General features: G+C 66.3%; 19 protein-coding genes and 1 tRNA gene. 11 read left to right on the forward strand and 9 right to left on the reverse strand.

What is annotated here, in order from left to right:
- Nucleotides 1-124: 124 nt before the first annotated feature.
- From G1H11_RS06180 to G1H11_RS06215, 8 genes are read left to right on the forward strand one after another with little or no spacing between them, the layout of a single operon-like run.
- On the forward strand, nt 125-1459 hold the full coding sequence (locus tag G1H11_RS06180) for an ABC transporter substrate-binding protein (RefSeq protein WP_163817186.1): 1335 nt from the start codon (nt 125-127) through the stop codon (nt 1457-1459).
- A gap of 37 nt (nt 1460-1496) precedes the next feature.
- Nucleotides 1497-2366 carry an ABC transporter permease subunit gene (locus G1H11_RS06185; RefSeq protein WP_163817188.1) on the forward strand — a complete coding sequence of 290 codons (870 nt, stop codon included), beginning with the start codon at nt 1497-1499 and terminating at the stop codon, nt 2364-2366.
- Nucleotides 2363-3265, forward strand: coding sequence for a carbohydrate ABC transporter permease (locus tag G1H11_RS06190; protein WP_163817190.1), 903 nt, complete (start codon nt 2363-2365; stop codon nt 3263-3265). Before G1H11_RS06185 ends, G1H11_RS06190 begins: the two co-directional genes overlap by 4 nt.
- A gap of 3 nt (nt 3266-3268) precedes the next feature.
- Nucleotides 3269-4762, forward strand: coding sequence for a DUF4127 family protein (locus G1H11_RS06195; protein WP_163817192.1), 1494 nt, complete (start codon nt 3269-3271; stop codon nt 4760-4762).
- Nucleotides 4759-6618, forward strand: a complete 1860-nt coding sequence (locus G1H11_RS25145) for an FAD-dependent oxidoreductase (protein WP_163817194.1) — start codon at nt 4759-4761, stop codon at nt 6616-6618. The genes G1H11_RS06195 and G1H11_RS25145 overlap by 4 nt, the downstream gene beginning before the upstream one ends.
- Entirely contained in the window at nt 6605-7291 is a 687-nt protein-coding gene (locus tag G1H11_RS06205; RefSeq protein WP_216843496.1) for an N-acetylmannosamine-6-phosphate 2-epimerase, read from the forward strand. Before G1H11_RS25145 ends, G1H11_RS06205 begins: the two co-directional genes overlap by 14 nt.
- Nucleotides 7292-7314: 23 nt before the next feature.
- Nucleotides 7315-9042, forward strand: coding sequence for an alpha amylase family protein (locus tag G1H11_RS26910; RefSeq protein ID WP_163817198.1), 1728 nt, complete (start codon nt 7315-7317; stop codon nt 9040-9042).
- 27 nt (nt 9043-9069) lie between these two features.
- The gene (locus G1H11_RS06215; protein WP_163817200.1) at nt 9070-11511 is read left to right on the forward strand and encodes a glycoside hydrolase family 10-like protein; all 2442 of its coding nucleotides are present in this window, start codon (nt 9070-9072) and stop codon (nt 11509-11511) included.
- A gap of 142 nt (nt 11512-11653) precedes the next feature.
- On the opposite strand, the gene G1H11_RS06220 is transcribed toward G1H11_RS06215, so the two are convergent.
- From G1H11_RS06220 to G1H11_RS06230, 3 genes are read right to left on the reverse strand one after another with little or no spacing between them, the layout of a single operon-like run.
- Nucleotides 11654-11893, reverse strand: a complete 240-nt coding sequence (locus G1H11_RS06220) for a helix-turn-helix transcriptional regulator (RefSeq protein ID WP_163817202.1) — start codon at nt 11891-11893, stop codon at nt 11654-11656.
- A 16-nt stretch (nt 11894-11909) separates the two neighbouring features.
- Complete coding sequence (locus tag G1H11_RS06225; protein WP_163817204.1) at nt 11910-12764, reverse strand: ABC transporter permease; 855 nt, start codon at nt 12762-12764, stop codon at nt 11910-11912.
- Nucleotides 12761-13723, reverse strand: a complete 963-nt coding sequence (locus tag G1H11_RS06230; RefSeq protein ID WP_343074817.1) for an ABC transporter ATP-binding protein — start codon at nt 13721-13723, stop codon at nt 12761-12763. The genes G1H11_RS06225 and G1H11_RS06230 overlap by 4 nt, the downstream gene beginning before the upstream one ends.
- Nucleotides 13724-13864: 141 nt before the next feature.
- Between G1H11_RS06230 and G1H11_RS06235 the strand changes: the two genes are divergently transcribed.
- Nucleotides 13865-13937, forward strand: a tRNA-Lys gene (locus G1H11_RS06235).
- A 788-nt stretch (nt 13938-14725) separates the two neighbouring features.
- On the opposite strand, the gene G1H11_RS06240 is transcribed toward G1H11_RS06235, so the two are convergent.
- Together G1H11_RS06240 and G1H11_RS06245 are read right to left on the reverse strand one after the other, a co-directional pair.
- On the reverse strand, nt 14726-15649 hold the full coding sequence (locus tag G1H11_RS06240; protein ID WP_163817206.1) for an aminoglycoside phosphotransferase family protein: 924 nt from the start codon (nt 15647-15649) through the stop codon (nt 14726-14728).
- A gap of 604 nt (nt 15650-16253) precedes the next feature.
- The gene (locus G1H11_RS06245) at nt 16254-16754 is read right to left on the reverse strand and encodes a MarR family winged helix-turn-helix transcriptional regulator (protein ID WP_163817208.1); all 501 of its coding nucleotides are present in this window, start codon (nt 16752-16754) and stop codon (nt 16254-16256) included.
- Nucleotides 16755-16838: 84 nt separating this feature from the next.
- Between G1H11_RS06245 and G1H11_RS06250 the strand changes: the two genes are divergently transcribed.
- Nucleotides 16839-17645 (forward strand): alpha/beta fold hydrolase, encoded by an 807-nt coding sequence (locus G1H11_RS06250; protein ID WP_163817210.1) that lies wholly within the window; start codon nt 16839-16841, stop codon nt 17643-17645.
- 110 nt (nt 17646-17755) lie between these two features.
- Entirely contained in the window at nt 17756-18127 is a 372-nt protein-coding gene (locus G1H11_RS06255; protein ID WP_163817212.1) for a VOC family protein, read from the forward strand.
- 432 nt (nt 18128-18559) lie between these two features.
- Here the strand turns inward: G1H11_RS06255 and G1H11_RS06260 are convergent, their stop codons facing one another.
- From G1H11_RS06260 to G1H11_RS25575, 4 genes are all read right to left on the reverse strand, one after another.
- Nucleotides 18560-18979, reverse strand: a complete 420-nt coding sequence (locus G1H11_RS06260; protein ID WP_163817214.1) for a GNAT family N-acetyltransferase — start codon at nt 18977-18979, stop codon at nt 18560-18562.
- Nucleotides 18980-19351: 372 nt separating this feature from the next.
- Nucleotides 19352-19876 (reverse strand): polymer-forming cytoskeletal protein, encoded by a 525-nt coding sequence (locus G1H11_RS06265; protein ID WP_163817217.1) that lies wholly within the window; start codon nt 19874-19876, stop codon nt 19352-19354.
- 262 nt (nt 19877-20138) lie between these two features.
- On the reverse strand, nt 20139-21011 hold the full coding sequence (locus G1H11_RS06270) for a DUF4429 domain-containing protein (RefSeq protein WP_163817219.1): 873 nt from the start codon (nt 21009-21011) through the stop codon (nt 20139-20141).
- A 213-nt stretch (nt 21012-21224) separates the two neighbouring features.
- On the reverse strand, nt 21225-21815 hold the full coding sequence (locus G1H11_RS25575) for a CBS domain-containing protein (protein WP_216843499.1): 591 nt from the start codon (nt 21813-21815) through the stop codon (nt 21225-21227).
- Between the last annotated feature and the right edge of the window lie 206 nt (nt 21816-22021).

The following is a 22021-nucleotide window of genomic DNA, read 5'->3' on the forward strand; positions in this document are numbered from 1 at the left end:
CTCTTCGTGGGTTGAGTGGCAACTCCACTTCAATACCACTGGATGATTGGTATTGACACAGGACGATAAAAGACTACCATTCCACGGAAGTGGTCCCATATGACCAGACCTTTGGAGGTTGGATATGACTGCCATCACCACCGGTGCACGGTGCGCGCTGGCCGCCGGTCTCGTCGTCGTCCTCGGCGCTTGCGGGCTGAGCGACGGAGAATCCGGTGATCCGGACCAGGCAGAGACCACGCCGGACTCGGGTGAGCCGGCCGAGTTGTCCGGCGAGATCACCTTCTCCACCCTGCAGCTCTCCCCGGACTTCGACGACTACATCAACGCCGTGATCGCCGACTTCGAGGCGCTGCACGACGGCGTGACGGTCAACTGGGTCGACCTGCCGTTCGAAGGAGCAACGGAACGGCTGCTCGCCGACGCGAGCGCCGGAGAGCTCCCCGATGTCATGAATCTCAATCCTGACCTGGCCTATCCGCTGGCGAACGAAGGTACGTTCATCGACCTCGACCAGGCCGCAGGCGATGTCCGGGAGAGCTATATTCCAGGCGCGTGGGACAGCTTCCGGTACCCGGGACACGAAGGCGCCTACGGGTTTCCGTGGTACCTGACCAGCGAACTGACCATGTACAACGCGGACCTCTTCGAGGAGGCCGGCCTGGACCGGGAGGCCGCGCCGGAGTCCTTCGAGGAACTGTTCGCGGCAGCGAGGACGGTCGCCGAGCAGACCGGCGCGCACGGCATGCACCTGGCCCTGGAGAACCGCTTCATCACGGACCTCCGCAAGCGCGGCGTCGAGATCACCGACCCGGATGCCACCGCGGCGACGTTCAACACGCCGGAGGCCGTCGCCCACGTCGCCGAGTTGCGCGCCCTGTACGAGGACGGCGCCATCTCCGCCGACTCCGTCACCGAAGGGCACCGGCAGGAGATTGAGGCGTACCAGGGCGGCCAGATCGCACTGTTCCCGAGTGGCCCGAACTTCCTCAACATCATCGAGGAGAACGCTCCGGACATCGCTGAAGCCACCATGGTGGGCCCGCAGATCACCGGCGAGCGAGGCGTCACCGGAATGTCGGTGATGGGCCTACTGGTCCCCGCGAGCACGGACAACCGCGACCTGGCCCTGGAGTTCGCGGCATTCATGACCAACGGTGAGAACCAGCTCGACTTCGCCCGTGAGGTATTGATCTTCCCCAGCGTGACCGCTGCCCTGCAGGACGAGCATTTCACCGCGCGGGAGGGCGAGGACTCGATGGTCGCCGAGGCCATCCGGATCACCGCGGAGCAACTGCCCCAGGCGGAGAACCTGCGCCCGGTGGTGGTCGACGACGAGGTGAACCAGGCGGTGATCTCCAACGTCCAGGGCGCGATCCTGGGGCAGCTGACCCCAGAAGAGGCACTCGAGGCAGCGGAAGCCGAGGTCAACGACATTCTGGATCGCCGCAACCAATGAGGGTAAGGACGGACGCGGTGAAGAGGGGCGTGACGGCGTGATCGGTCGCCGATGGTATGTGCCATGGCTGTTTCTACTGCCCTCGCTGCTGGTGCTCGGGGTCTTCTACTGGTGGCCCATCGCGAACACCGGAGTGTTGTCCATGACGGACGCGCACGCGATCCGGGGCGGTTCGTTCACCGGGCTCGACAACTTCGTCCGGCTCGCGGGGGATCCGTTCTTCCGGAACGCACTGAAGAACAGCGCGGTCTTCACCATCGGCGTCGTTCCGCTCCTGGTCATCCTCCCGCTTCTGCTCGCCGTACTCGTCAACGCGAAGCTGCCCGGCATGTCCTTCTTCCGGACTGTCTTCTTCTCGCCGGTGGTCGCGTCGATGGTGGTCGCCGCGTTGCTCTGGGGATGGATGCTGCGCTCGGACGGACTGTTCAACTGGGTCCTGATCCGGCTGCAGATCCTCAACGAGCCGGTGGGCTGGTTGACCGACCCGGCGCTGGCGCTGATCAGCGTCATGTTCGTCACCGTGTGGAAGGGGCTCGGCTATTACATGATCATTTATCTGGCCGGGTTGCAGAACGTGCCGGAGGAACTGCACGAGGCCGCCACCGTGGACGGGGCCGGGGCATTCCGCCGGCTGTGGTCGATCACGGTCCCGTTGCTGCGCCCCACCATGGTCCTGGTCGCCACGCTGGCGGCGATCAGCGCGATCAAGGTGTTCACCGAGGTGTTCGTACTCACCGGCGGCGGCCCGCGACGCTCCAGCCAGACACTCGTGCCGTACATCTACGAGCGGGGAATCGTCGGGCTGGAGATGGGTTACGCCTCGGCGATGAGCATTGTCCTGTTCGCCCTGGTGCTGGTGTTCACGGTGCTTGCCGGCCGCCTGACCAGGAAGAGAGCGCAAGCATGAGCGCGACCACACGGCAACCGCCCAAGGCCGGCCGGCCCCGCTCCGTCGCGTCCCCGGCGCAGCGCGGCACGAAGGCGAGGGTGGCGGCCGGCATCGGCGGCCGCTACGTTCTGCTGCTGGTGGTGCTCGCCGTCACCGTCGGACCGTTCGCGTGGCAGGTGTCGACGTCTCTCAAGGGCCTGGGCGAGAACATCTTCGCCTTCCCTCCCCAGCTCGTTCCGGATGAGCCGACGCTGCGCAACTACGCGCGAGTGGCTGAAGCGATCCCGCTATGGCGCTACCTGGGCAATTCCACGATCGTCGCCACCGCGGTGACGCTCACGAACTGCCTGTTCGGGGCGATGGCCGGATACGCCCTCGCGCGGATGCGGTTCCGGGGCCGGAACGCGCTGTTCGCTGCGATGATCGCTACCCTGATCATTCCGTTCGAAGTGATCATGATCTCGGTGTTCCTGGTGACTCGCGGTCTCGGGCTGATCAATACCCTGGCCGGCGCGATGCTCCCGCTCGCGATCAGCGTGCTGTCCATCTTCATCATGCGCCAGGCGTTCCTCGCCCTGCCCCGCGAGGTCGAAGAGGCAGCGCGAGTCGACGGCGCGGGCGAGTGGCAGACGTTCTGGCGGATCGGATTGCCGTCGGTGCGTGGCTCTCTCGCGGTGGTGGCGATCTTCTCGTTCATGTTCGCCTGGGATGACTTCCTGTGGCCGCTGATCGTACTGCGTGATCCGCAGAACTTCACGCTCACGGTGGGACTGGTGTTCCTGGAGAACCAGTTCTCCGCGGACCAGCGCCTGGTTGCGGCGGGGACGGTCATCTCGATCATTCCGGTGCTGGCCTTGTTCGTGTTCTTGCAGCGCCAGTTCTTCCGGGGCGTCGGTCAAGCCGCAGTGAAGGGATAGCACATGCGTATCCTGCTCCTCCCGCCCGACGAGCGGCCGGTCTCTACCACGTTGCCCCGTATGGTCGGTGCATGTGCGGGCGTCGACGTCGTCCTGCCGCCGCCCCACCTGCTGCCGGCGTTCCGCCGCCCGGCCGAGTGCGATGCGCTGGCCACCTGGCTGGTGGACGAGGCGCCCGCCGCGGACGCGGTGATCGTCTCCCTCGACCTGCTCGGGCACGGCGGGCTTGTTCCGTCCCGGCTGACCGACTGCCCCGCCACCGACGTCGTGACGAGACTCGGCGCCCTGCGCACGCTGCCCATCCGGGCCGGGACGCCGTTGTACGCGGCCATGGTCGTGACCAGGGTGCCGGACCTCGACGACGCGACCGAGGAGCCGGATTACTGGTCCCGGCACGGGCGTGCCATTCATGCGTTGTCTGCTCGCTTGAGCGAGCGGCCGGCGTCCCCGGCCAGCGGCCCGGAAGGCGATTCGGCAGATGACCCGGTGCGCGCAGGGATACCGGCGGACGTCGTCGGCGACTGGCTCAACCGCCGGCTGCGCAACCACGTGGCCAACCTGGCGGCGCTGGAGCTGGTCTCGGACGGAACCGTCGACCTCCTGGCGCTGACCGCGGACGACACCGCGCCACTCGGGTTGCCGGCCGTCGAACGATCCTGGCTGGAGGGGTGGAGCGCACGGCTACGGATGGCCGGTCGGGTGTTTCACTATCCGGGCGCTGATGAGGTGCCCAGCATTCTGGTCGTCAGGCTGGCGGCCCGGGGTTACAGGCCTCGAGTCGCGATCCACGCCGCAGACCTCCCAGGGCTGGCCCGGGTAGCTCCATACGAAGACCAGCCCATCCTCGACACGGTGACCGCTCAGGTGAACGTCGCCGGCGGGGTGGTGGTCGAGGACAACAGCCAGGCCGATCTGATCCTCGCGGTGCATACGCCGACGGGCGGCAGTGGCGACTGGGCCCTGTCGCCGCCGGATCCGGAGACGCTGAAAGCGGGGGTGGCGCCGCGGCTGGCCGAGGACATCACCGGGATGATCACCGCCGGGCATCAGGTCGCGCTCGCCGACTGTGCGTGGCCCAACGGGGGTGATCCGACACTGGTGGCGGCGCTGGGCGCGCATGGAGCACTGTCGCGACTGGCCGGCTACGCGGGCTGGAACACCGCCGGCAACTCGATCGGCTCCGCGCTCGCCCAGGCGTTCAGCCGGCTGGCCGACTTCGGCACGGACAGCGCACATCGCGCCGAGGCACACGAACGGCTGCTCTGCCACCGGCTTCTCGAAGACGTCGGGTACCAGGCCGGGCTGCGCGCCGGGATCGCCGCGCTAGCCCACGACCAGCCCGATGCCGCGGCCGCAGTGCTGGAACGGCGGCTTGCGGAGGAGATCAGCCGGTACGGCGACCTCTCGCAGCAGTGGCGGGTACGTCCCGGCAGCGTCCGCCTTCCGTGGCGCCGGGCCTTCGAATGCGACTTCGATCTGGAACGGACCGGCGCATGAACGGCATCGACATCGTGGACGCGGACGTCGCCGTCATCGGAGGCGGCCTCGGCGGGATAGCCGCTGCCCTCGCCGCGTGCGAGACCGGTGCGCGCGTGGTGCTGACCGAAGCGACCGACCGGCTCGGCGGTCAGATCACCACGCAGGCGGTGTCAGCTCTCGACGAGCATCCTCTGGTGGAGACCACTGGCGTCACTCGTAGCTATCGGCGGTTACGCGACGGCATCCGGGCTCGCTACGCGGCCCAGCTCGCCGGCCTGCCCGGCGTCGACGACGTGGTCCGTCGCGAGGCCGCAGCGAACCCTGGTGGCGGTTGGGTCAGCCGGCTCTGTTTCGAGCCCGCTGTCGCGGAAGCGGTCATCGCCGACCTGCTCGCCCCCCACGTCGAATCGGGCCGGCTCGTCACGCACCGGGGTGTCGCGCCCACCGCGTGCGCCATGTCGGCCGACCGGATCCGGGCCGTGGACCTCGCGCCGGCCGCTGGCGAGATCTCCGTGATCGGAACCGAGCCGCCACCGGCCGCGGTGCTACGGGTCCGGGCGGCCGTCGTCGTCGACGCGACCGAACTCGGCGATCTGCTCCCTCTCGCCGGCGCGCCGTGGGTCACCGGGGCCGAAGCGCGGGCCGACACCGGCGAGCCACACGCCACTGCCGGGGGGCCGGAGCCTACGCGCACCCAATCATTGACCTGGTGCGCTGCTCTGACGCTCGCAGCCCAGCCGGGGCAGCCGGTTCCCGAACCGGGAGGCTATGCGCGATGGCGGGAGACACAGCCGTTCACCCTCGAGGTTCCGGATCACCTGGGCCGGCCACGTCCCTTCCGGGTGTTCACGGACGGCCCAGGTGGGCTGCCGCCGTTCTGGACCTACCGGCGGATCCGCGCCGCGGCCACCGTGGGCGGTCCCGAGACCGTGCTACTTAACTGGGCTTCGCACGACTACGTGGACCGCGACCTGGTGGGCGCCGATGGAGCCGGCCGGAAGGTCATCGCCGACGAGGCCCGGCGCCTCACCCTGAGCTTCGTCAGATGGCTGCAGACGGAGGTGCCGCGCGACGACGGCGACGGTCACGGGTACCCGGAGATCCAGCTGGCTTCTCAGGCTCTGGGCACGGATGACGGCCTGGCCGCAGCCCCCTACGTCCGGGAGTCACGCCGCCTCCTGGCCCGCTCACGTGTGGTCGAGCAGGAGATGTCGGCCGACTGTGTGCCGTCAGTGCGGGCGCTGCCGCGGCTGGATGCCGTGGGTGTCGGCTGGTACCACCTCGACCTGCACGCACGGGTCGGTGACAGCACCGGCATGTATGCCGAGAGCCGCCCGTTCACCGTTCCGTTCTCCGCCATGGTCGCCCGCTCCCCGGTCAATCTCGTCGCAGCCGCGAAGAACATCGGCACCACACACATCACCAACGGCGCCTACCGGGTGCACCACGTCGAGTGGGCGATCGGCGAAGCCGCCGGGGTCGCTGCGGCCCGGTGCGCGATGAACGGTATGGCGGCCTCTGCCGTGGCCGACGACCCGCCCGCGATCGCCGCGCTCCAGCTGGATCTTGCCCGGCGCGGTGCGCCGTCGGCATGGGCGACCGACGTGGATTCCGATGATCCGCTTTTCGCCGGTCTGCAGATGCTCGCCGTGTACGCGCTGGCCGCCGGTGCGCGGACCGACGACCTCGATCTCGGGCCAACCCGAGCGACCGGGCCGGACGCCGGGGCATTGGCATCCGCCGTCGCCACGGTGCGCGGGCATCTCGGTCTCGACCCGGCGACGACGACGGTCACCTGGGAGGACGCCGCCGCACGCCTTGTCTCTGACCTCCCCGAACCCCACGCGATCTGGAGAGCTCGTGCACAGACCTGAAACCGGCCCGCTCGCCACCATCGAAGGTGGACTCATCGTCTCCTGCCAGGCGCCGCCGGACGATCCCATGTCCGGCCCCGGCGTCATGGCGAAGATGGCGGCGACGGTCGTGGCGGCAGGGGCCCGCGCCGTCCGGGTCGAAGGGCTCGACGATCTGCGTGCCGTGCGAGCGGCCGTCGATGTCCCGGTGGTGGGGCTTTGGAAAGTGGGCAACGACGGCGTCTACATCACCCCGACCGTCGACCATGCGCTGGCGGTGGCGGCGACCGGGGCAGAGATCGTCGCGCTCGACGCGACCGCTCGCCCGCGTCCCGACGGGCGGAGCCTCGCCGAGACCGTCGCAGCCGTACATGAGAAGACCCCGGCCCTGGTCATGGCGGATATCTCGTCGTACGACGAGGGAGTGGCCGCCGTGGAGGCGGGTGCTGACGTGATCGCGACCACGCTCGCGGGCTACACCATGCACGACGCAGTCCCGGACGGACCGGACCTCGCGCTCCTCACCGCCCTCGCGAGGGACTTGCCGGTACCCGTGGTCTGCGAAGGACGCATCTCCACGCCTCGCGCCGCCGGTGCGGCACGTCGCGCCGGGGCGTTCGCCGTCGTCGTCGGCACCGCGATCACCCGCCCGCACGTCATCGCCGCCGGCTTCGTCGAGGCCGTCGAGGAATGATCCCCCACCCGAAGGAGAGATCCGTGAGACCGACGCATATCGCCGCTCTTGCCACCGCCGTGTCCCTGATGGTCGCGGGTGCGGCAGCGGCCGCGCCAGACGAACCCGGCAGATCGGGACAGCAGGACGGACAGGCTGCAGACCCTGACCGGAAAGGCGCCGACAATGGCCGCCGCCAGGTGCTGTCGAATCTGATCGGCCACGACCGCCACGCCGGCCGGGTTCTCTGGTATGACCTGTCGGCCAATGTCGAGAACCTGGACACGCCGGAGAAGGTGGCGACGATGGTGGGCAAGACCGCCGACGCCGGCTTCGACACCATCGTGCTCGACGTCGGCAACTACACCGGCTTTGTCGCGTACGAGTCCGAGATCGCGCCGCACATCAGCGAGTCGGCCACCTACGCGGGCCGCACCTATCCGGCCGGGTACGACCTTCTGGAGGAAGTCCTCGAGGCCGCCGAAGATCGCGGTGTGCAGGTCCATGCGAACCTCAACGTCTTCGCCCAGGGCGCCACGTCCGCCGGCGAGGGGCCGGCATTCGACAATCCGGAATGGCAGTCGGTCTTCTACGAGGGCCGGCGCATGGCGGCGGCCGGGACCGCGAGCTACCCGATCACGGGCACCAACCTGGAGCGGGGCACCGACCAGCTTGTCCTTTACACATCCGACGAGCACGACGTATCACCGGCGAACCGCTGGGGCGCGGAGGCGGCCGTCGTCGATGGCGTGGTCATCGAGCTACGCGACCGAGCGGAGGACGATTCCCCGCCCATGCCGGTCCCGGAGAACGGTGTGGTGCTGTCGGGGCACGGCGCGGCTCGGGAGTGGCTTGTCGCGAACGCTGTGGAAGGCGCCTCGATCGACCTGTCGCAGACCGACACCCGTCTGGTTCCTGCCGCTGATCACCAGGCCCAATTCGCCACCTTCGTCAACCCGCTTCGCGACGACGTCCGTGCCTACGCGCAGTCACTGATCACCGAGATCGTCGAGAGGTACGACGTGGACGGCGTGGTGCTCGACCGCACCAGATACGCCAGTCAGTATGCGGACTTCTCGCCGGAGAGCCGAGCGGCGTTCGAAGAGCGGATCGGGGCACCGGTCGCCGAGTGGCCCGAGGACATTTTCGAGATTGTCTTCACCGACACCGGACAGGAGATCGAGCGCGGGCCGCTCTTCCAGGACTGGCTCGAGTTCCGGGCCTCTGTGATCACCGACTTCGTCGACGACACGAGCGCACTGGTGCGCGAGATCGACCCGGACGTGACGTACTCGACCTACGCCGGCGCCTGGTATCCGCTGTACTGGCACGAGGGCGTGAACTGGGGGAGCCGAAACTACCAGCCGGATCTTGACTGGGCCGGTCCCGGGTACGGCGCCACCGGCTACGCCGAGTCGCTCGACTTCTTCATGGCCGGCACCTACTTCGAGGACGTGACCCGTGACGAGGCCGTCGACTCGGGACGACCGGAGGACTGGTACAGCGTCGAAGGATCCGCGGAGATCGCGATGGAAGCCACCGACCTGGCGACCTTCGTCTACGGCAGCTTGTTCGTCCTGCAGTACGAGGACGACGAGGACCGGTTCCGCCGCGCCATGGAGATGGCGATGGAGCGGACGCACGGTCTCATGGTCTTCGACCTCGTCTACCTGGAGATGTACGACTGGTGGCACATCGTGGCCGAGGTCCTGGATCGACCGGGCGCGTCTCCGCACACCAACCCCGGATTCCTGGAGCTCGTGCGCCGGTAGGCGCCGGGTCCGCGACAAGGAGGAACCATGAGCCGGACACGTCAGCTGATCTCGATGGCGGCGGTGCTTTGTCTCGCCGCGGGACCGGCGGCGATCTCCGCGGCCGCGTCGGACGCCCCGGACGCCCCGCACCTGGTGGCTGCCGACGGCCCGCATGTGGTGGCCGCGGACGGCGCCGAACGCGCCATCGACGCGATCGACCCCGGCGGCCGGGGCGACGGTGTGATGGCGCTGTACACGCCGGACTTCGGCCCGTCCACCCGCACCAACGCCTGGGGCGCGGAGGCGGTGCTCGAGCCGAGCGGCGGCGGCGGTCAGTTCCTCGTCACCGGAGTCTGCACCGTCTGGGGTCAGCAGGACGGGCAGTGTGGCGGGCCGGGGGACAACGCCATACCGGAGGGTGGGTACGTCCTCTCCGCGTCGCCCGGCGGTGACGACCCACGCACGTTCATCCGTGACCACGTCGCCGTGGGTGACGTGGTCACCGTGGATCTCCCGATCGAGCGGGAGGTGGTCACCACGCTCGACGTCACCGATCCGACCGCGGCCACCAACCCGGACGGAGTCGACCCCTCCACCGGCGAGTGCTTCCCGGGATGTCGCGGAGCCGAACAGCTGGTCCGCTACACCCCGGAGTCGGGAGCATCCACGGGTACCAACCAGTTCGGCTACGAGGTGACCGTGATCGACGGTCGCGTGGTCCAGCGCGGCGGCAGCGACAACGCGATACCGGCCGGCGGCTACGTGCTCTCTGGCCACGGCACCCGTGGCAACTGGCTGGCCACGCACGCGGAGGTAGGCGCCCGAGTGGAGATCGACGGCCCGCAGTTGCGGATCATCGTCGACGCCGGCTCGTACGTCTTCGGCGCGCAGCTGGCGATCGACCGGGCGGAAGAGTCGCTCGGCGTTGCAAGGGAGGCGTGTCTCGCCGTCGATACCGCCGCCGCGGAACACGAGCTGAGCGACGCGGACGACGCGCTGGCGGCGGCGTTGGACGCCGTCGACACCGGCGATCAGCAGGGCGCGGTCGACCTGGCCGGGCAGGCGCTCGCGTCGGCCGATCGAGCGTGGTACGCGACACGGGCCAGCCGGCCCCTGGAGACTCGCGGGATCTGGGTCCGGCCACAGGAGGAGAACGCCGACGCGATCCGCGGCGCCTTGGATGAGATCGCCGACGCGGGGTTCACCACCGTCTACCTGGAGACCTTCTACCAGGGGTACACCATCTTCCCGTCGGCCACTGCCGAAAAGTACGGTGTGACGCCGCAGCGGCCACAGTTCGCGGACTTTGACCCGCTGGCGGTGTGGGTGGACGAGGCGCACGCCCGTGACCTGGAGCTGCATGCCTGGGTGCACAGCTTTTTCGTCGGCAGTGAGGCCACCGGCGGGCCCGGCCCGATCCTCGATGTCTATCCCGAGTGGGCCGGGGTGGAGCGCCGTCATGTCGGCGCTGGCGAGCCGAGACCGTCGACGGCTGAGGCGGGCTACTACTTCGTCGATCCGGCGATCCCGGGCGCCCGGTCGTACCTCCACGACGTGTTCGGCGAGATCGTCGACGGTTACGACGTCGACGGGCTGCACCTTGACTACATCCGCTATCCGATCAGCCTGCCGCTGGAGTCCAGCTTCTCCTACAGCGACCATTCCCGGGCGCAGTTCGACGCGGAGTTCGGAGTCGACCCGCTCGAACTGGACCTCGACAGCGACGGGTGGGAGGACTGGACCGCCTGGCGGCAACGGCAGGTGACATCGTTCGTCACCGAGACGCACGCCAGAGTGAGGGCTGCAGAACGCGACGTGGTGCTGTCCGCCGCCGTATTCCCGGACCGGTTCGATGCCGAGCAGCGTAAGGCACAGAACTGGGCCGGCTGGTCGGAACAGGGCATCATCGACGTGCTGGCAGGGATGTCGTTCGGTGGGTCGCCGCGCCAGACGGCGGTGGACACCGAGACCATGCTGGAGGCCACCAGTGCGTCGACGTTGATTGTCACCGGGACTTACGCCCCGTACAGTTCGCTGCCGCCGGAAACGATGATCGAACAGATCGAGGCGGCTCGATCGGCTGGTGCACACGGCGTCGCGCTGTTCGCCTACAATCAGCTGACCATCCGGCAGGCCGCCGCCGCGGCCCAGGCGTCGTTCCGGGACCGGTCATCAAGTGCGGGCCGGAATCCGGTGGATGCGGCTACCGTGGGTGTCGCGGACCTCGCCGAGCGGGTCTCAGGTGTGCACGCACGGTGTATCACTGGCAGCAGCGAACGTGCTCTGCGCGCCCGGCTCAACGAGGTGATCGACTCGCTGAGCCAGCCTGACGGGGACGGCACAGGCTTGCGCCGGGCCGAGGCCGGGTTGCGGAGGCTCGCAGATTGGGCGCCAGAGCGGACCGGTGCGGCGCCGCTCTCCCACCAGCTGCGGGAGGAACTCGGCCGCGCCGCCGACGTGGTCGCGTACGCACGGCTGCGCCGTTGAGAGGGTCTCGGGTCCGCCCGAATGATCAGTGTCGGCGGCACACGGGCCTGCTTCGGCGTGGCGCTGTCTGACGTCGTCTCGATCGGCGTGCCGATGGATCTGGGCACGCCTGGTCGGGCTGGGATCGGCCGAGCGGTCCGCCTCACGCCGACCGCTCGGCCGATCCCAGGCGTGGGAACTCGCTGGTGGAGAAGATCACCTCGACCGTCACCTCAAAGTACTCGGCGATCTTCAGTGCGAGATAGAGGCTGGGGCTGTACTCGCCGCGTTCGAGGTAACCCACAGTCTGGTAATGGACTCCCAGGGCGTCCGCCAGCTCTCGGCGCGAGATTCCCCGTTCGGCGCGGAGCATCGCGATCCTGTTGTAGACGGTCTCACTCATGGCATCGCCTATCTTCTCAGCCGACGCGCTGCATCGCTCGGTGGCGGCGGGCCTCGATGGCCGAGCCCGACTCCCGCCTGGCCATGGTGCGCAGGACGGGAGGGGCGACGAGCAGGCCGGCAACGGCCCACGCCGCCAGCACGCCGGCTGTCTCCAGCGGTCGCCAGGATCCTCCGATCTCGGCCGCGGCGGCGGAGTCCGGAAGCAGAGCCCACCTGGTGCCGTGCCCGAGCCAGTAGACCGGGAAGACCTGGGCGATGCCTTGCACCCATCCGGCTAGTGCCGTGATCGGGTAGAAGATGCCGGAGATGGCTGTGATCGCACCAATGGGCAGCATGGTCAGTCCGAACGCCGACTGTGGGCTGAGTACCACCGAGCCGATGACCGCGCCCCAGGGGAGCGTGGCCAGAAGACCCAGGCCGAGGATGCCGATCAGGGCCAGCCACCCGGCGTAGCCGGTGGAGAGCAACTCGGGGACGAAGATCAGGCCGGTGGCGAGGACAAGAGTCACGGCGATCACCGTGTCCAGGGTGACGGAGGTGACCTTGGCGGCGAAGTAGCCGATCATGCCGTTGGGAATGGCCTTGGCCCGCAGGAGGGTGCCGTCTTCGCGTTCCACCGACAGCGCACCCGCCCCGCCCAACGCGCTTCCGACCACCACCATCATGCCGAGGATGCTCGGCAGTACCACGCTCGCCAGCGACTGGGTGGTGCCCTCGACCGTCGCGTTGCGTTGGAAGTACAGAACGAGGGCGAACGACAGCGCGAACACCAGCTTGAAGCCTGTCTCGTCGGCGCCGCGCAGACCGATCTTGAACTCGTGCCAGCCGCGCCCGACTCCCAGACGGGCGACGTAGAGGATCGGGTTCATCGGGGATTCCTCTCCAGGGTGGTGACCGCGCCGTTGTCGTGCCCCGTCTCAATGCGATGCACCATCGCCATGTAGGTGTCCTCGAGACTCGCGCGACGGACCTCGAGATCACCGATCTTGTCGCCGTGCTGAGCGAGCAACTCGCGGACGAACGCGGTGGCGTCGTCGGTGGGATGCACGTAGAACTCGCCCTCGCGGCTCCAGCGCACCTCCGCCTGGTTCGACACGTTCCGGGCGAGCTGGTCGGCGCTGCCGTCGGCAACGATCCGGCCGCCCGCCAGGATGAGGATCCGATCGGCGAGCTTCTCCGCTTCATGAAGATCGTGAGTGGTGAGAAGGATGGTGGTGTCATCCAGATCGGCTAGCCGGTGCACCAGGTCGTGGAACTCCCGCCGCGCGTGCGGGTCGAGGCCAGCGGTCGGCTCGTCGAGGAACAGCAGCTCGGGCCGGCCGACGATGCCGATGGCGACGTCGAGGCGGCGCCGCTGCCCACCGGAGAGCTTGCTGATCTTCTGGTTCGACTGTTCCTTCAGCCCCACCATGTCGATCAGCTCATCGGCGGGGATCGGACGGCGACGGCTCGGTGTCGAATACGGCACGTAGTAGAGGCCGAGGTGGTGTAGAAGGTCGCGCACCCTCCACTTGCCGTGGTCCCGCCAGGACTGCAGGACGATGCCGAGCTGCGCCCGCCAATGCTCGTCGCCCCGGCTCGGATCGGCTCCCAGCACGCGAACCACACCGGCGGAGCACATCCGGAAGCCCTCGAGGATCTCGATGGTGGTGGTCTTGCCGGCACCATTGGGCCCAAGCAGGGTGACTACTTCTCCCCTGGAGACCGTGAAACTGACGCCGTCGAGCACGTCCGTGGACCCGTACCGCATTCGCAGGTCACGGACGTCAATCACCGCGTCAGCACCTGGCGCGGCGGTATCAGGTGGAGCGCCTGTCCCATTGCCCATAGTTCACCTGGCTCCTAGTGTTGTTGAAGTCATTCAGAACGTAGCATAGCTACTACATTTTGAACAATGAGTCGGTCGAAGCGCTTGTGTGGCCACGTGGATGCGCCTCGTGGGCATGCCTCCGGTACCCTGGCTGCGGAGGGGCCTCTAGCTCAATCGGCAGAGCTGCGGACTTTTAATCCGTAGGTTCCGGGTTCGAGCCCCGGGGGGCCCACAAAACGCCAGCTCAACAGGGCTGCCAAATTGGCTCCAAGATCAACCCATGCTTTACCCATGGCTTTTGTCCTCAGCCACGTCTCGTAGTGCCTGTTCCAACAAGTTTGCTGCTATCGGATTGAGAACACGGCGACCCAGGTAGACATCCTGGGTCATCGACGGTCGGGCGTGATCGAGTTGGTCGGCGACCTGGCGGGAGTGAACGGCAACGCATCCTCCGTCAGGCGCTTGGCTCGGGGCACGAGAGCATGATTCTGAGACGTGCGCCGCTTTGAGAGGGGTTGATGGTCCCGCCATAGTGCGTCGCCGTCACGGACGGCGAGGCATGCCGTCCAACGAAGGTCCTACTCCAGCGTCTACGCCAAGTGGGAATCACTCGCCTGTGATCTGGTCGGCGAGCTGGCAGAGCCCGGTGTGGCTGTTCCACTGAAGTCGGGGGAGCCGCAGGTACAGTCCCGCTAAACCGCAGTATCAGACGGCGGCAGAAGAGATTGGGGCGTCGTGCATCCCTTGGTCGTGATCGGGGGAGGGTTACAAGCTTTTGGCCTCCTGTGTGCACTCGTAGGATTCCATAGGACGTGGAGGGCGTACGGTGATGCCCGAGCGCTCTCTCAATCTGCCTGGGAGCCCATCGATAAGCGAACCCGATCAATGGTCCGACGTGCAATCAACGCCTTCAAGCAGAAACTCGGACGGCCAAAGCTGGCCACCGACGCAGAAGTCCGCTCGGAGTTTCCGCTGATCACCGCACACATCGATGCAGAAGGCGAGGTTCGACAGAAGCGATCAACTTCTCGTCTGGATATCATGAATTGCTTCAGCGATCGCGTGTCGGCCGACGCCAGCGAACACGGGATTGCTCTGCCTATACACGTGTAACGCGCCAAGCCCGAACCTCATCCCCCATCCGCGCCCACGAAGCCAAGTAGCGTCGTCGACGTCAATTCTTGCGCGAAAGATCTCTCGAGTTCGTTCTGACAACAGAGTCCAGGCAGGCAGCATGTCGCACGCGGGGTCACCTATTCCAATTAATCCGAAATCGATCACCGCAGCCAACTTTCCGTCTGCGGTGATCATGTTTCCTTGATGTAGGTCGCCATGAATCCAGACCGGTGGGGATTTCCAGCCCGGCGATTTGATGGCATCCTCCCACACGGCCGCCGCTGACGCAGCGTCAGTGATCAGGCCATCGGCGCTGAGCTCCTCAATAGCTACGGGCACGGCTTCGCTTTCTGGATTGATTGGCTGTGCTCTTCGAGAAATTGGTGCGCCTGATGTTTCGAGACGTTGCAGCTGAGCGATCCATTCCGCCAGTTCGACCGCAACTTGATCTAAGTCGACGTCAACCGTTCGGGCTAGATCTGCTCCAGGGATCCAGCGATAAACGGCCCAATCATATGGAAACTCTTCGGTCGGCGTTCCTCTGCCAGCGGGTTCAGGCACCGGGATTGGCAGGTAACGAGAAAGCCAGGGTAGCCAATGGAGCTCTCGCCTGAGGCTGTCCACGGCGTCAGGAATCCGCGGCAGCCGAACGGCTAGATCGTCGCCCAAGCGGAATATCGCATTGTCAGTTCCAGACGACTCAACCTCGCGTACAGCTGCGTCCGCCCATTGCGGAAACTGGTGGGCTACGAGGTTCGAAACTAGACTAACGTCCGACCTAATCTCATGCTGTAGGACCGAGTCATCGATAGAATTGCCGTGGTACATTCCGCACGCCCCTCATTTCACGTTTGTGTATTGAACGGCCGCACACGCCTATCTTCATAACCTGCCCCGGCCGATGCGGACCATTACATAGTTTCACAGTAAGGTGCTGGACAACCAGTGATCTTTCCCAGAGCACGGCTGGGCGCGTCGGACCAGGTACACCGCTCATCGGACAGACCCTTGGTGTTGCTCGGCTTCGATTACTAGCCGACCGCCGGCAACGTTGCCCGTGTTTCTTGCGCACTCGGGCAAGATAGACACGCGACACGACAGGAGCTTCCACGCTGGCATCTGTGATTCGTCCCCCAGAAATCCCCCGGATTGGGGGAGGTGCTCGGTTATCTCGGGTTATATCGAGAAACCCAGGACCATACCTGACCTGCATGGATGTAACTTCGATAACGTCTGGTTCGATCTGATCACCTAATCCGTAGGTTCCGGGTTCGAGCCCCGGGGGGCCCACCAGATCGTCGTCGTTCAAACCAACGATGTCACCGGTTCGAGTTCCAGATTTCGCCGTCCGTCCTTTGCCCCAGGGTCGGGACTGCATCACACGTCGCCCCGAGGGTGACGGTGACCAATCATGGTCGTCAATTCTGACCCTTCACGCCTCGGGTTCGTTCTCGAGGGACTCGATGACAGACCGCAATCCGTCGGCCAGCCGAGCTTGTTCCTCATGGTCCAGAGCGGAAAGGAACCGTTCGTAGTTCTTGATATGGCTGCTATACAGCCTGTCGATCAGGTCAAGGCCACGCGGTGTCAGCGTGATCTGCACGGACCGCCGATCGTGCGTGTCTGGTGTGCGATCGACGAGACCTTTAGCCATCATCCGGTCAACCCGGTTGGTGATCGCACCCGAGGTGACCAGAGATGCGACGCGGAACTCTCGCGCGCTCAAACTGTACGGCGCACCCGACCGGCGAAGGGTCGTCAACACGTCGAACTCGCCCGGTTCAAGCCCATGCCCGGCGAGGAAGTCCTTCAGCCGGCGGTCCAGTAGCCGGGAGAGCCGCATGACTCGGGCGATCACCGACATTGGAGTGTTGTCCACGTCCGGTCGCTCTCGTGACCACTGTGCAAGCACCGCCTCGACCGCGTCGCTCATCGATGCCTCCTACTCGGGAATATATGTCAACGTTCATTTAGTTAACGTTGAACAGGTTACCAAGAGCACACCCGAGGAGGAATCTTGCCAACAACACCATGGCGCAACGGGGCGGTTCACTACGAACTCGACCGGACCGAAGGAAACGGTTCAGGCCAACAGACTCCGCTCGTGTTGGTGCACGGGACAGGTGGAGACGCCGAAGCCGTCTTCGGTCACGTCGTCGGACCGCTCGTCGAGCATCGTGATGTCATCAGGCCGAACCTCAGCGGCAGCGGCCGAACCGGTGACACGGGTGGGGAGTTGACCGTCGACACGTTCGCGGAACAGGTCGCGGCTGCGACCCGGGCGGCCTCGCCGAACCAACCCGCAGATCTCCTCGGCTTCTCCCTCGGCGCGGTAGCTGCTGCCGCGACGGCTGCGACCAATCCGGAACTGGTCCGGAGACTCATCCTGGTGGCCGGATGGGCGCATACCACAGACCCGCGCGACCGGCTGTACTTCGAGACCTGGGAACGGCTTTTCGAGACCGATCGCGACCTGTTCAAGCGGTTTACCGCACTGACCGGCTACAGCGCTGCCGCGGTCGACGGATTCGGCCACGACGGGATCTCCCAATACCTCGGCAACGAGTGGCCGCCCCCGAGCATGGGCCGTCAAATCACCGCTGGCCTGCGAGTCGACATTCGTGCGCTGCTGCCGCAGATTCAGGCACCTACACTGGTCATCGGGCTGGGGGCCGACGCGATGGTGCCTGTGGAGGGATCGCGCCAGCTCCACGCCGGAATACCTGACAGCCGCCTGGTGGAGATCAACGGGGAAGGCCACATGGACTGGTTCATCCAGCCTGACCGTCTCCTGACACAGGTGCAGGCATTCCTCGACACCTGAACGACGCCCGCCAACAGCTCGCAACATGTTGATCGGCCCCACCGGGGTCATTGACGGCCGCCCACGGCGCGGCTGGGACACAATCGAAATGGCACGATTGGAGACGCACGATGAAAGTCACAAACCTCGGCTGGTTAGGCACCCGAACGGAACGCGCCGAGGAACTCGCTGTGTTCTACGCAGACGTCCTCGGCCTTCCGCTAGTTCACCATGAGCCCGGATTCTGGGTGTATCAGTTACCAAACGGCCGGCACGTCGAGGTCTTCGACACAACGTATCCGGACAAGGATCACTTCACAACCGGTCCGGTTGCGGGATTCGTCGTGGACGATTTCCCAGGCGCGGTGGCGGAGCTGGAGGCAGCAGGGATAGAACTGCTCGGTTCGCCGGGAGGGTCTTGGCAGCACTTCCGCGCACCGGACGGCAACGTCTACGAGCTGATTCCGGATCGGCCTGACCATACGGATGCCACGGGGGTTTGAGCATCAGCGCGTTAACTCGGTCAAGTCCTCGGCGATGGCTATACCACCACCGGGGACTTGACCGTACGCGGATCGCCTGACCGGTTCTGGCGAGCGTATTGGCCCGCGCCACCGGTGGCGCGTGGCGATCGCAGACGGCGAGTGATGGATCTATGTCGAAACGACCCGGCCCGACGGCGCGCGTGAGCTGCGGCTCGCACGCCGCCCGGTGAGCGTTGAGCAGGAGACACCATGGCCAACAAAGCCTGCGTAGGCGCGCTGGCTAGACGCCAGACTGGTGCACAGCGGGAAACCACAAAGATGCTCGCCCGAGAATCCGTAGGTTCCGGGTTCGAGCCCCCGGTGGCCCACGTGCGGCTTTCGTGGCCGAGTCAGGTCGACGAGTTGCTCGGCCGGTGCCCCGCCTTCGACACGACCCCGCAGTTTGGGCGATCAGGAGTCGAAGCGCACGTAGGCGTTGAGTGGGGCATCCTCGAAATCGACCGTGCGGACGTAGCCGAAGCTCTCGTAGAACAGCCGCTGCGACTCGTCGTCGTCGGTCAGCAGTACCTTCTGGCGCACGTGACGGTAGCGCTCCAAGCATGCTGTGAGGAGCTGTCGCCCGATGCCGTGGCGCTGATGCTCTGGTCGCACAATGATGTCCTGGAGATAGAACACCGAGGCGTCGTCCGATAGACCACGAGCCAAACCGATCAACGTGCCGCCTTGGTCACGTGCGGCCACCACGAAGCTCGAGTTTGCGATCGCCTTGGTCAGAACGTCAGGCGATCCCGTGTAGGAAGTCCAGCCCACCGACGCATACAGATCGAGGAGCTCATCCACATTGAAATCGCGCTCAGGACGAACGTTCACGCGGTCTCCTTCGCCGGCTGGGGTTCATAGTGGAGCCCTCAGGCTAGCGACGCCAGCGTGCCGAGCCGGTGCTTCGGGTAGTGCGGATCGCGCAGCGGGTGGAGGGTAAGCTTTCACGCTTGCCTGCTGTGGTCGACCCGTTCGCGGTGGCACCGAGAATGCTGTGGTGGATACGGTGTTCGCGCTTGCCAGCGTCGGATCCTCGGCCGGCAGGGCCATCGCCTCGTGATGCACGGTGAACGCCCGAGATCCACGTCGTTAAGTCGGGAAGCCGAACCTGCCCTGGCCTAAGATGGCGAGGCAGGTTCGGATCCGGACCCGGGTCCCGTCGACCTCACGGTCGCGGGCGCCACTACTCCGCGCTCGGTCGAGTCAGCGGTTGATACGGGATCCCGGGCCGCTTTCCCGGATGCTGCCGTCGACATCTGCACCGCGGTAGTAGTAGAGGTTGCCGCGGTTCTCCTCGCGGACGTTGCCGTCGATTTCGGCGGTGGCCCGGATCGACAGATATCCGTCGCCGGTCTCACGGACGTTGCCATCGACCTCGCCCCAGATTCTGACGTAACCGGCGTTGCGTTCGGTGATGTTGCCGTCCACCTCTCCGCTGCGGTTGATCAGAACCCGCCCGGATCCGCTCTCGGAGAGGTTTCCGTCCACTTTGCCCGCGACGCGGACGCCTCCGGAGCCAGATTCGGTGATGTTTCCGTCCACCTCACCGGACTTGGCCACGAAGACCCAGCCTTTGCCGATCTGGCGGACGTTCCCGTCGACCTCGCCGTAGATCCGGATGTTGCCGTTGCGGACAGTGAGGTCACCATCGATAGTGCGGCCCTTCGGCACCGTGTAGTCGCCGTTGCGGTAGACGTCGTCGGCCATCGCAACCGGGGACAGGCCCACAAACAAGAGCCCAGTGATCGATACGGCAGATCCGATGGCTACAAGGCGGTGAAGCTTCATGGCGGTGGGTCCTCTCGTCTCGGTCCGCGGAGCTGGTCTCCGGCGGACGAGACGATTCAACGGCGGTGGTGTGAGCAATCCATGAAGCGCGCGTGAGAACACTCTCATCCGCTGGCGGCAATCATCATTCATGGCGGGCCGCCAGGTGGACGTTATTCAGACCAATCGGATGACTATTTGGGTCCGGAGAGGAGCGGTGCGCTCAGAATCGTCGCAGGATCGCTTGCTTTGCCGTGGTGAACTCGTCCTCGGTCAGGACGCCGTCGCGATGCAGTTCGCCGAGTTCACGCAGTTTCTGGAGGAGGGCGTCGTGGTTGTCGCCGCTCTTGTGGGTCTTGTCGCCGGTGGCGCCCTCGGCGAGTGCGGCAGGTAGCGAACCGAATGGATGCGGGAGTCTCGCGACTACAGCAGCCGCCAGGAGAGAGCTGGTGCCGCCTTCGCGGCGCATGCCCCACGAGATGCAGTTGGGGTCGTGTTTGGGGAGCAGCGCGGAGGCGCCGGTCACCCGGAAGCGTAAGAACCCGTTTGTCCATCCCACGATCGGCGTCCATTCGACGCCCACCACGTCTTCGAGTGCTATCTCCCGTGGCCCGCTCGCCTTCTTGACTTCTTCGGCCCAGTCGGTCCACTCGATGTGGATCCGTTTGCCGTCGAATGACACGGTGCCGTCGCCTGCGGTGGCGCTGAGCGGGACGCTTGGGCCGGCGAGCAAGTAACGGTCGGACTCTCCCGGAGGCACCTGCGCGATCAGCAGGTCATTCCGGATCTCGTCGACGAAGTACTCGGCCGCTCCGGCGCTGTCCTGGTCGATGGCGAGGCGGTATGGATCGGCCTCGTCCGCAAGCTTTCCGCCAGCGACTTGGAGGAAAGGGTCGGCGCCCTGGCGGAGCCGGAGCCGGAGGCGACCGCCCTTGCGCGCGGGCTCGTAAGTGACGCCCGCGAGCGCCGTCAGGGGGACCGCCAGCTCGCCCAAAGCTTGTCGGAGGTTGTGGATCTTCCGTTCTCCGCCTGGAACTATCCGAACGCGTTCACCGTCGAACGTCCACGTGCCGTCCCGCACGATCACTTCGGCCATGGGACGATCGTAATGATCGACGGCACGGGCCCGCCGAGCCGCATCCGTCTCCGAGGTCGCTCAGTGACGTGCAGATATTCGAGCGCGGAGTGCTCTGGCCCAAGCCACCATGTGCCAACTGGCTCGTCAAACGGGCCAGATCGCGACGAATGATGGTTCCGGACACGAGGACCCGGCGGCCGGCTGCTGAGCGTCAGACGTGCACGAGTTCCCTTACCGATTCGGTGGCGACGCATTGATGTCCGCGAGCGCGGACTCCGGTTCGCGCGTCATCGCGATGTCCCCGATGGTCACTATTCCCAGGGGATGCCGCTCCTCGTCCACGACAGGGAGGCGCCGGAGTCCTGAGCTGCGCATCAATCCGACGGCCTCCTCCACAGACGTGGTGGGGTGAACGGCGGTGATGTCCTCACTGCACACGTCGCCGAGACGTGTGGTGTTGGGATCCCGGCCCTCGGCTGCCACCCGGACCGTCAGGTCCCGGTCGGTGACCAAGCCGCGCACCACGTCGTCGCTCACGACCAGGACGTCACCGATGTCGTTGGTGTTCATCGCCGCGGCCGCATCGGTGGCGGAGGCGTCCACCGGCATCGCGACCACGCCACTTGTCATGGCGTCGGCCACAGTCTGTGCCGTGATGCCGGCCTCGCGGCCGGTGAAGGACGCGGGATCGTCGTCGGCCGGAGGCTCCGGGTCTCGCCACTCTTCGACCCGAACCGGCCGGTCCGCCTGCTCCATTCCGTGCAACTCGTGCTTAAGTTCCTCGTCCTGCCTGGGGCCGTGCTTGCTGCTTCCCCGTTCCACGATTGACCCTCCTTTGTGTGGATCCCAAGGCACGTCTGTACCCCTCGGTTTCGCGATACCCCTCGACGGCGGCAGCAATCGGCCTCGACCGTCGGACTCGATCGGGGTGGCTCCCGTAGGCGGAGACGACGCCGGCCCCGAAGGACACGAGCGAGGAGCTGCTTGAGACAGCCGGTCACCGCACATGTAGCCGCCGAAGTCAAGTC

The organism is Phytoactinopolyspora alkaliphila (assembly GCF_010550695.1).
GTDB classification, from domain to species: Bacteria; Actinomycetota; Actinomycetes; order Jiangellales; family Jiangellaceae; genus Phytoactinopolyspora; species Phytoactinopolyspora alkaliphila.

Excerpts from the sequence above, each read along its gene's own strand:
- G1H11_RS06180 (WP_163817186.1), top strand. The coding sequence starts at position 125 with ATGACTGCCATCACCACCGGTGCACGGTGCGCGCTGGCCGCCGGTCTC.
- G1H11_RS06190 (WP_163817190.1), top strand. The coding sequence starts at position 2,363 with ATGAGCGCGACCACACGGCAACCGCCCAAGGCCGGCCGGCCCCGCTCC.
- G1H11_RS06195 (WP_163817192.1), top strand. The coding sequence starts at position 3,269 with ATGCGTATCCTGCTCCTCCCGCCCGACGAGCGGCCGGTCTCTACCACG.
- G1H11_RS25145 (WP_163817194.1), top strand. The coding sequence starts at position 4,759 with ATGAACGGCATCGACATCGTGGACGCGGACGTCGCCGTCATCGGAGGC.
- G1H11_RS06215 (WP_163817200.1), top strand. The coding sequence starts at position 9,070 with ATGAGCCGGACACGTCAGCTGATCTCGATGGCGGCGGTGCTTTGTCTC.
- G1H11_RS06220 (WP_163817202.1), bottom strand. The coding sequence starts at position 11,893 with ATGAGTGAGACCGTCTACAACAGGATCGCGATGCTCCGCGCCGAACGG.
- G1H11_RS06225 (WP_163817204.1), bottom strand. The coding sequence starts at position 12,764 with ATGAACCCGATCCTCTACGTCGCCCGTCTGGGAGTCGGGCGCGGCTGG.
- G1H11_RS06230 (WP_343074817.1), bottom strand. The coding sequence starts at position 13,723 with ATGGGCAATGGGACAGGCGCTCCACCTGATACCGCCGCGCCAGGTGCT.
- G1H11_RS06240 (WP_163817206.1), bottom strand. The coding sequence starts at position 15,649 with ATGTACCACGGCAATTCTATCGATGACTCGGTCCTACAGCATGAGATT.
- G1H11_RS06245 (WP_163817208.1), bottom strand. The coding sequence starts at position 16,754 with ATGAGCGACGCGGTCGAGGCGGTGCTTGCACAGTGGTCACGAGAGCGA.
- G1H11_RS06255 (WP_163817212.1), top strand. The coding sequence starts at position 17,756 with ATGAAAGTCACAAACCTCGGCTGGTTAGGCACCCGAACGGAACGCGCC.
- G1H11_RS06270 (WP_163817219.1), bottom strand. The coding sequence starts at position 21,011 with ATGGCCGAAGTGATCGTGCGGGACGGCACGTGGACGTTCGACGGTGAA.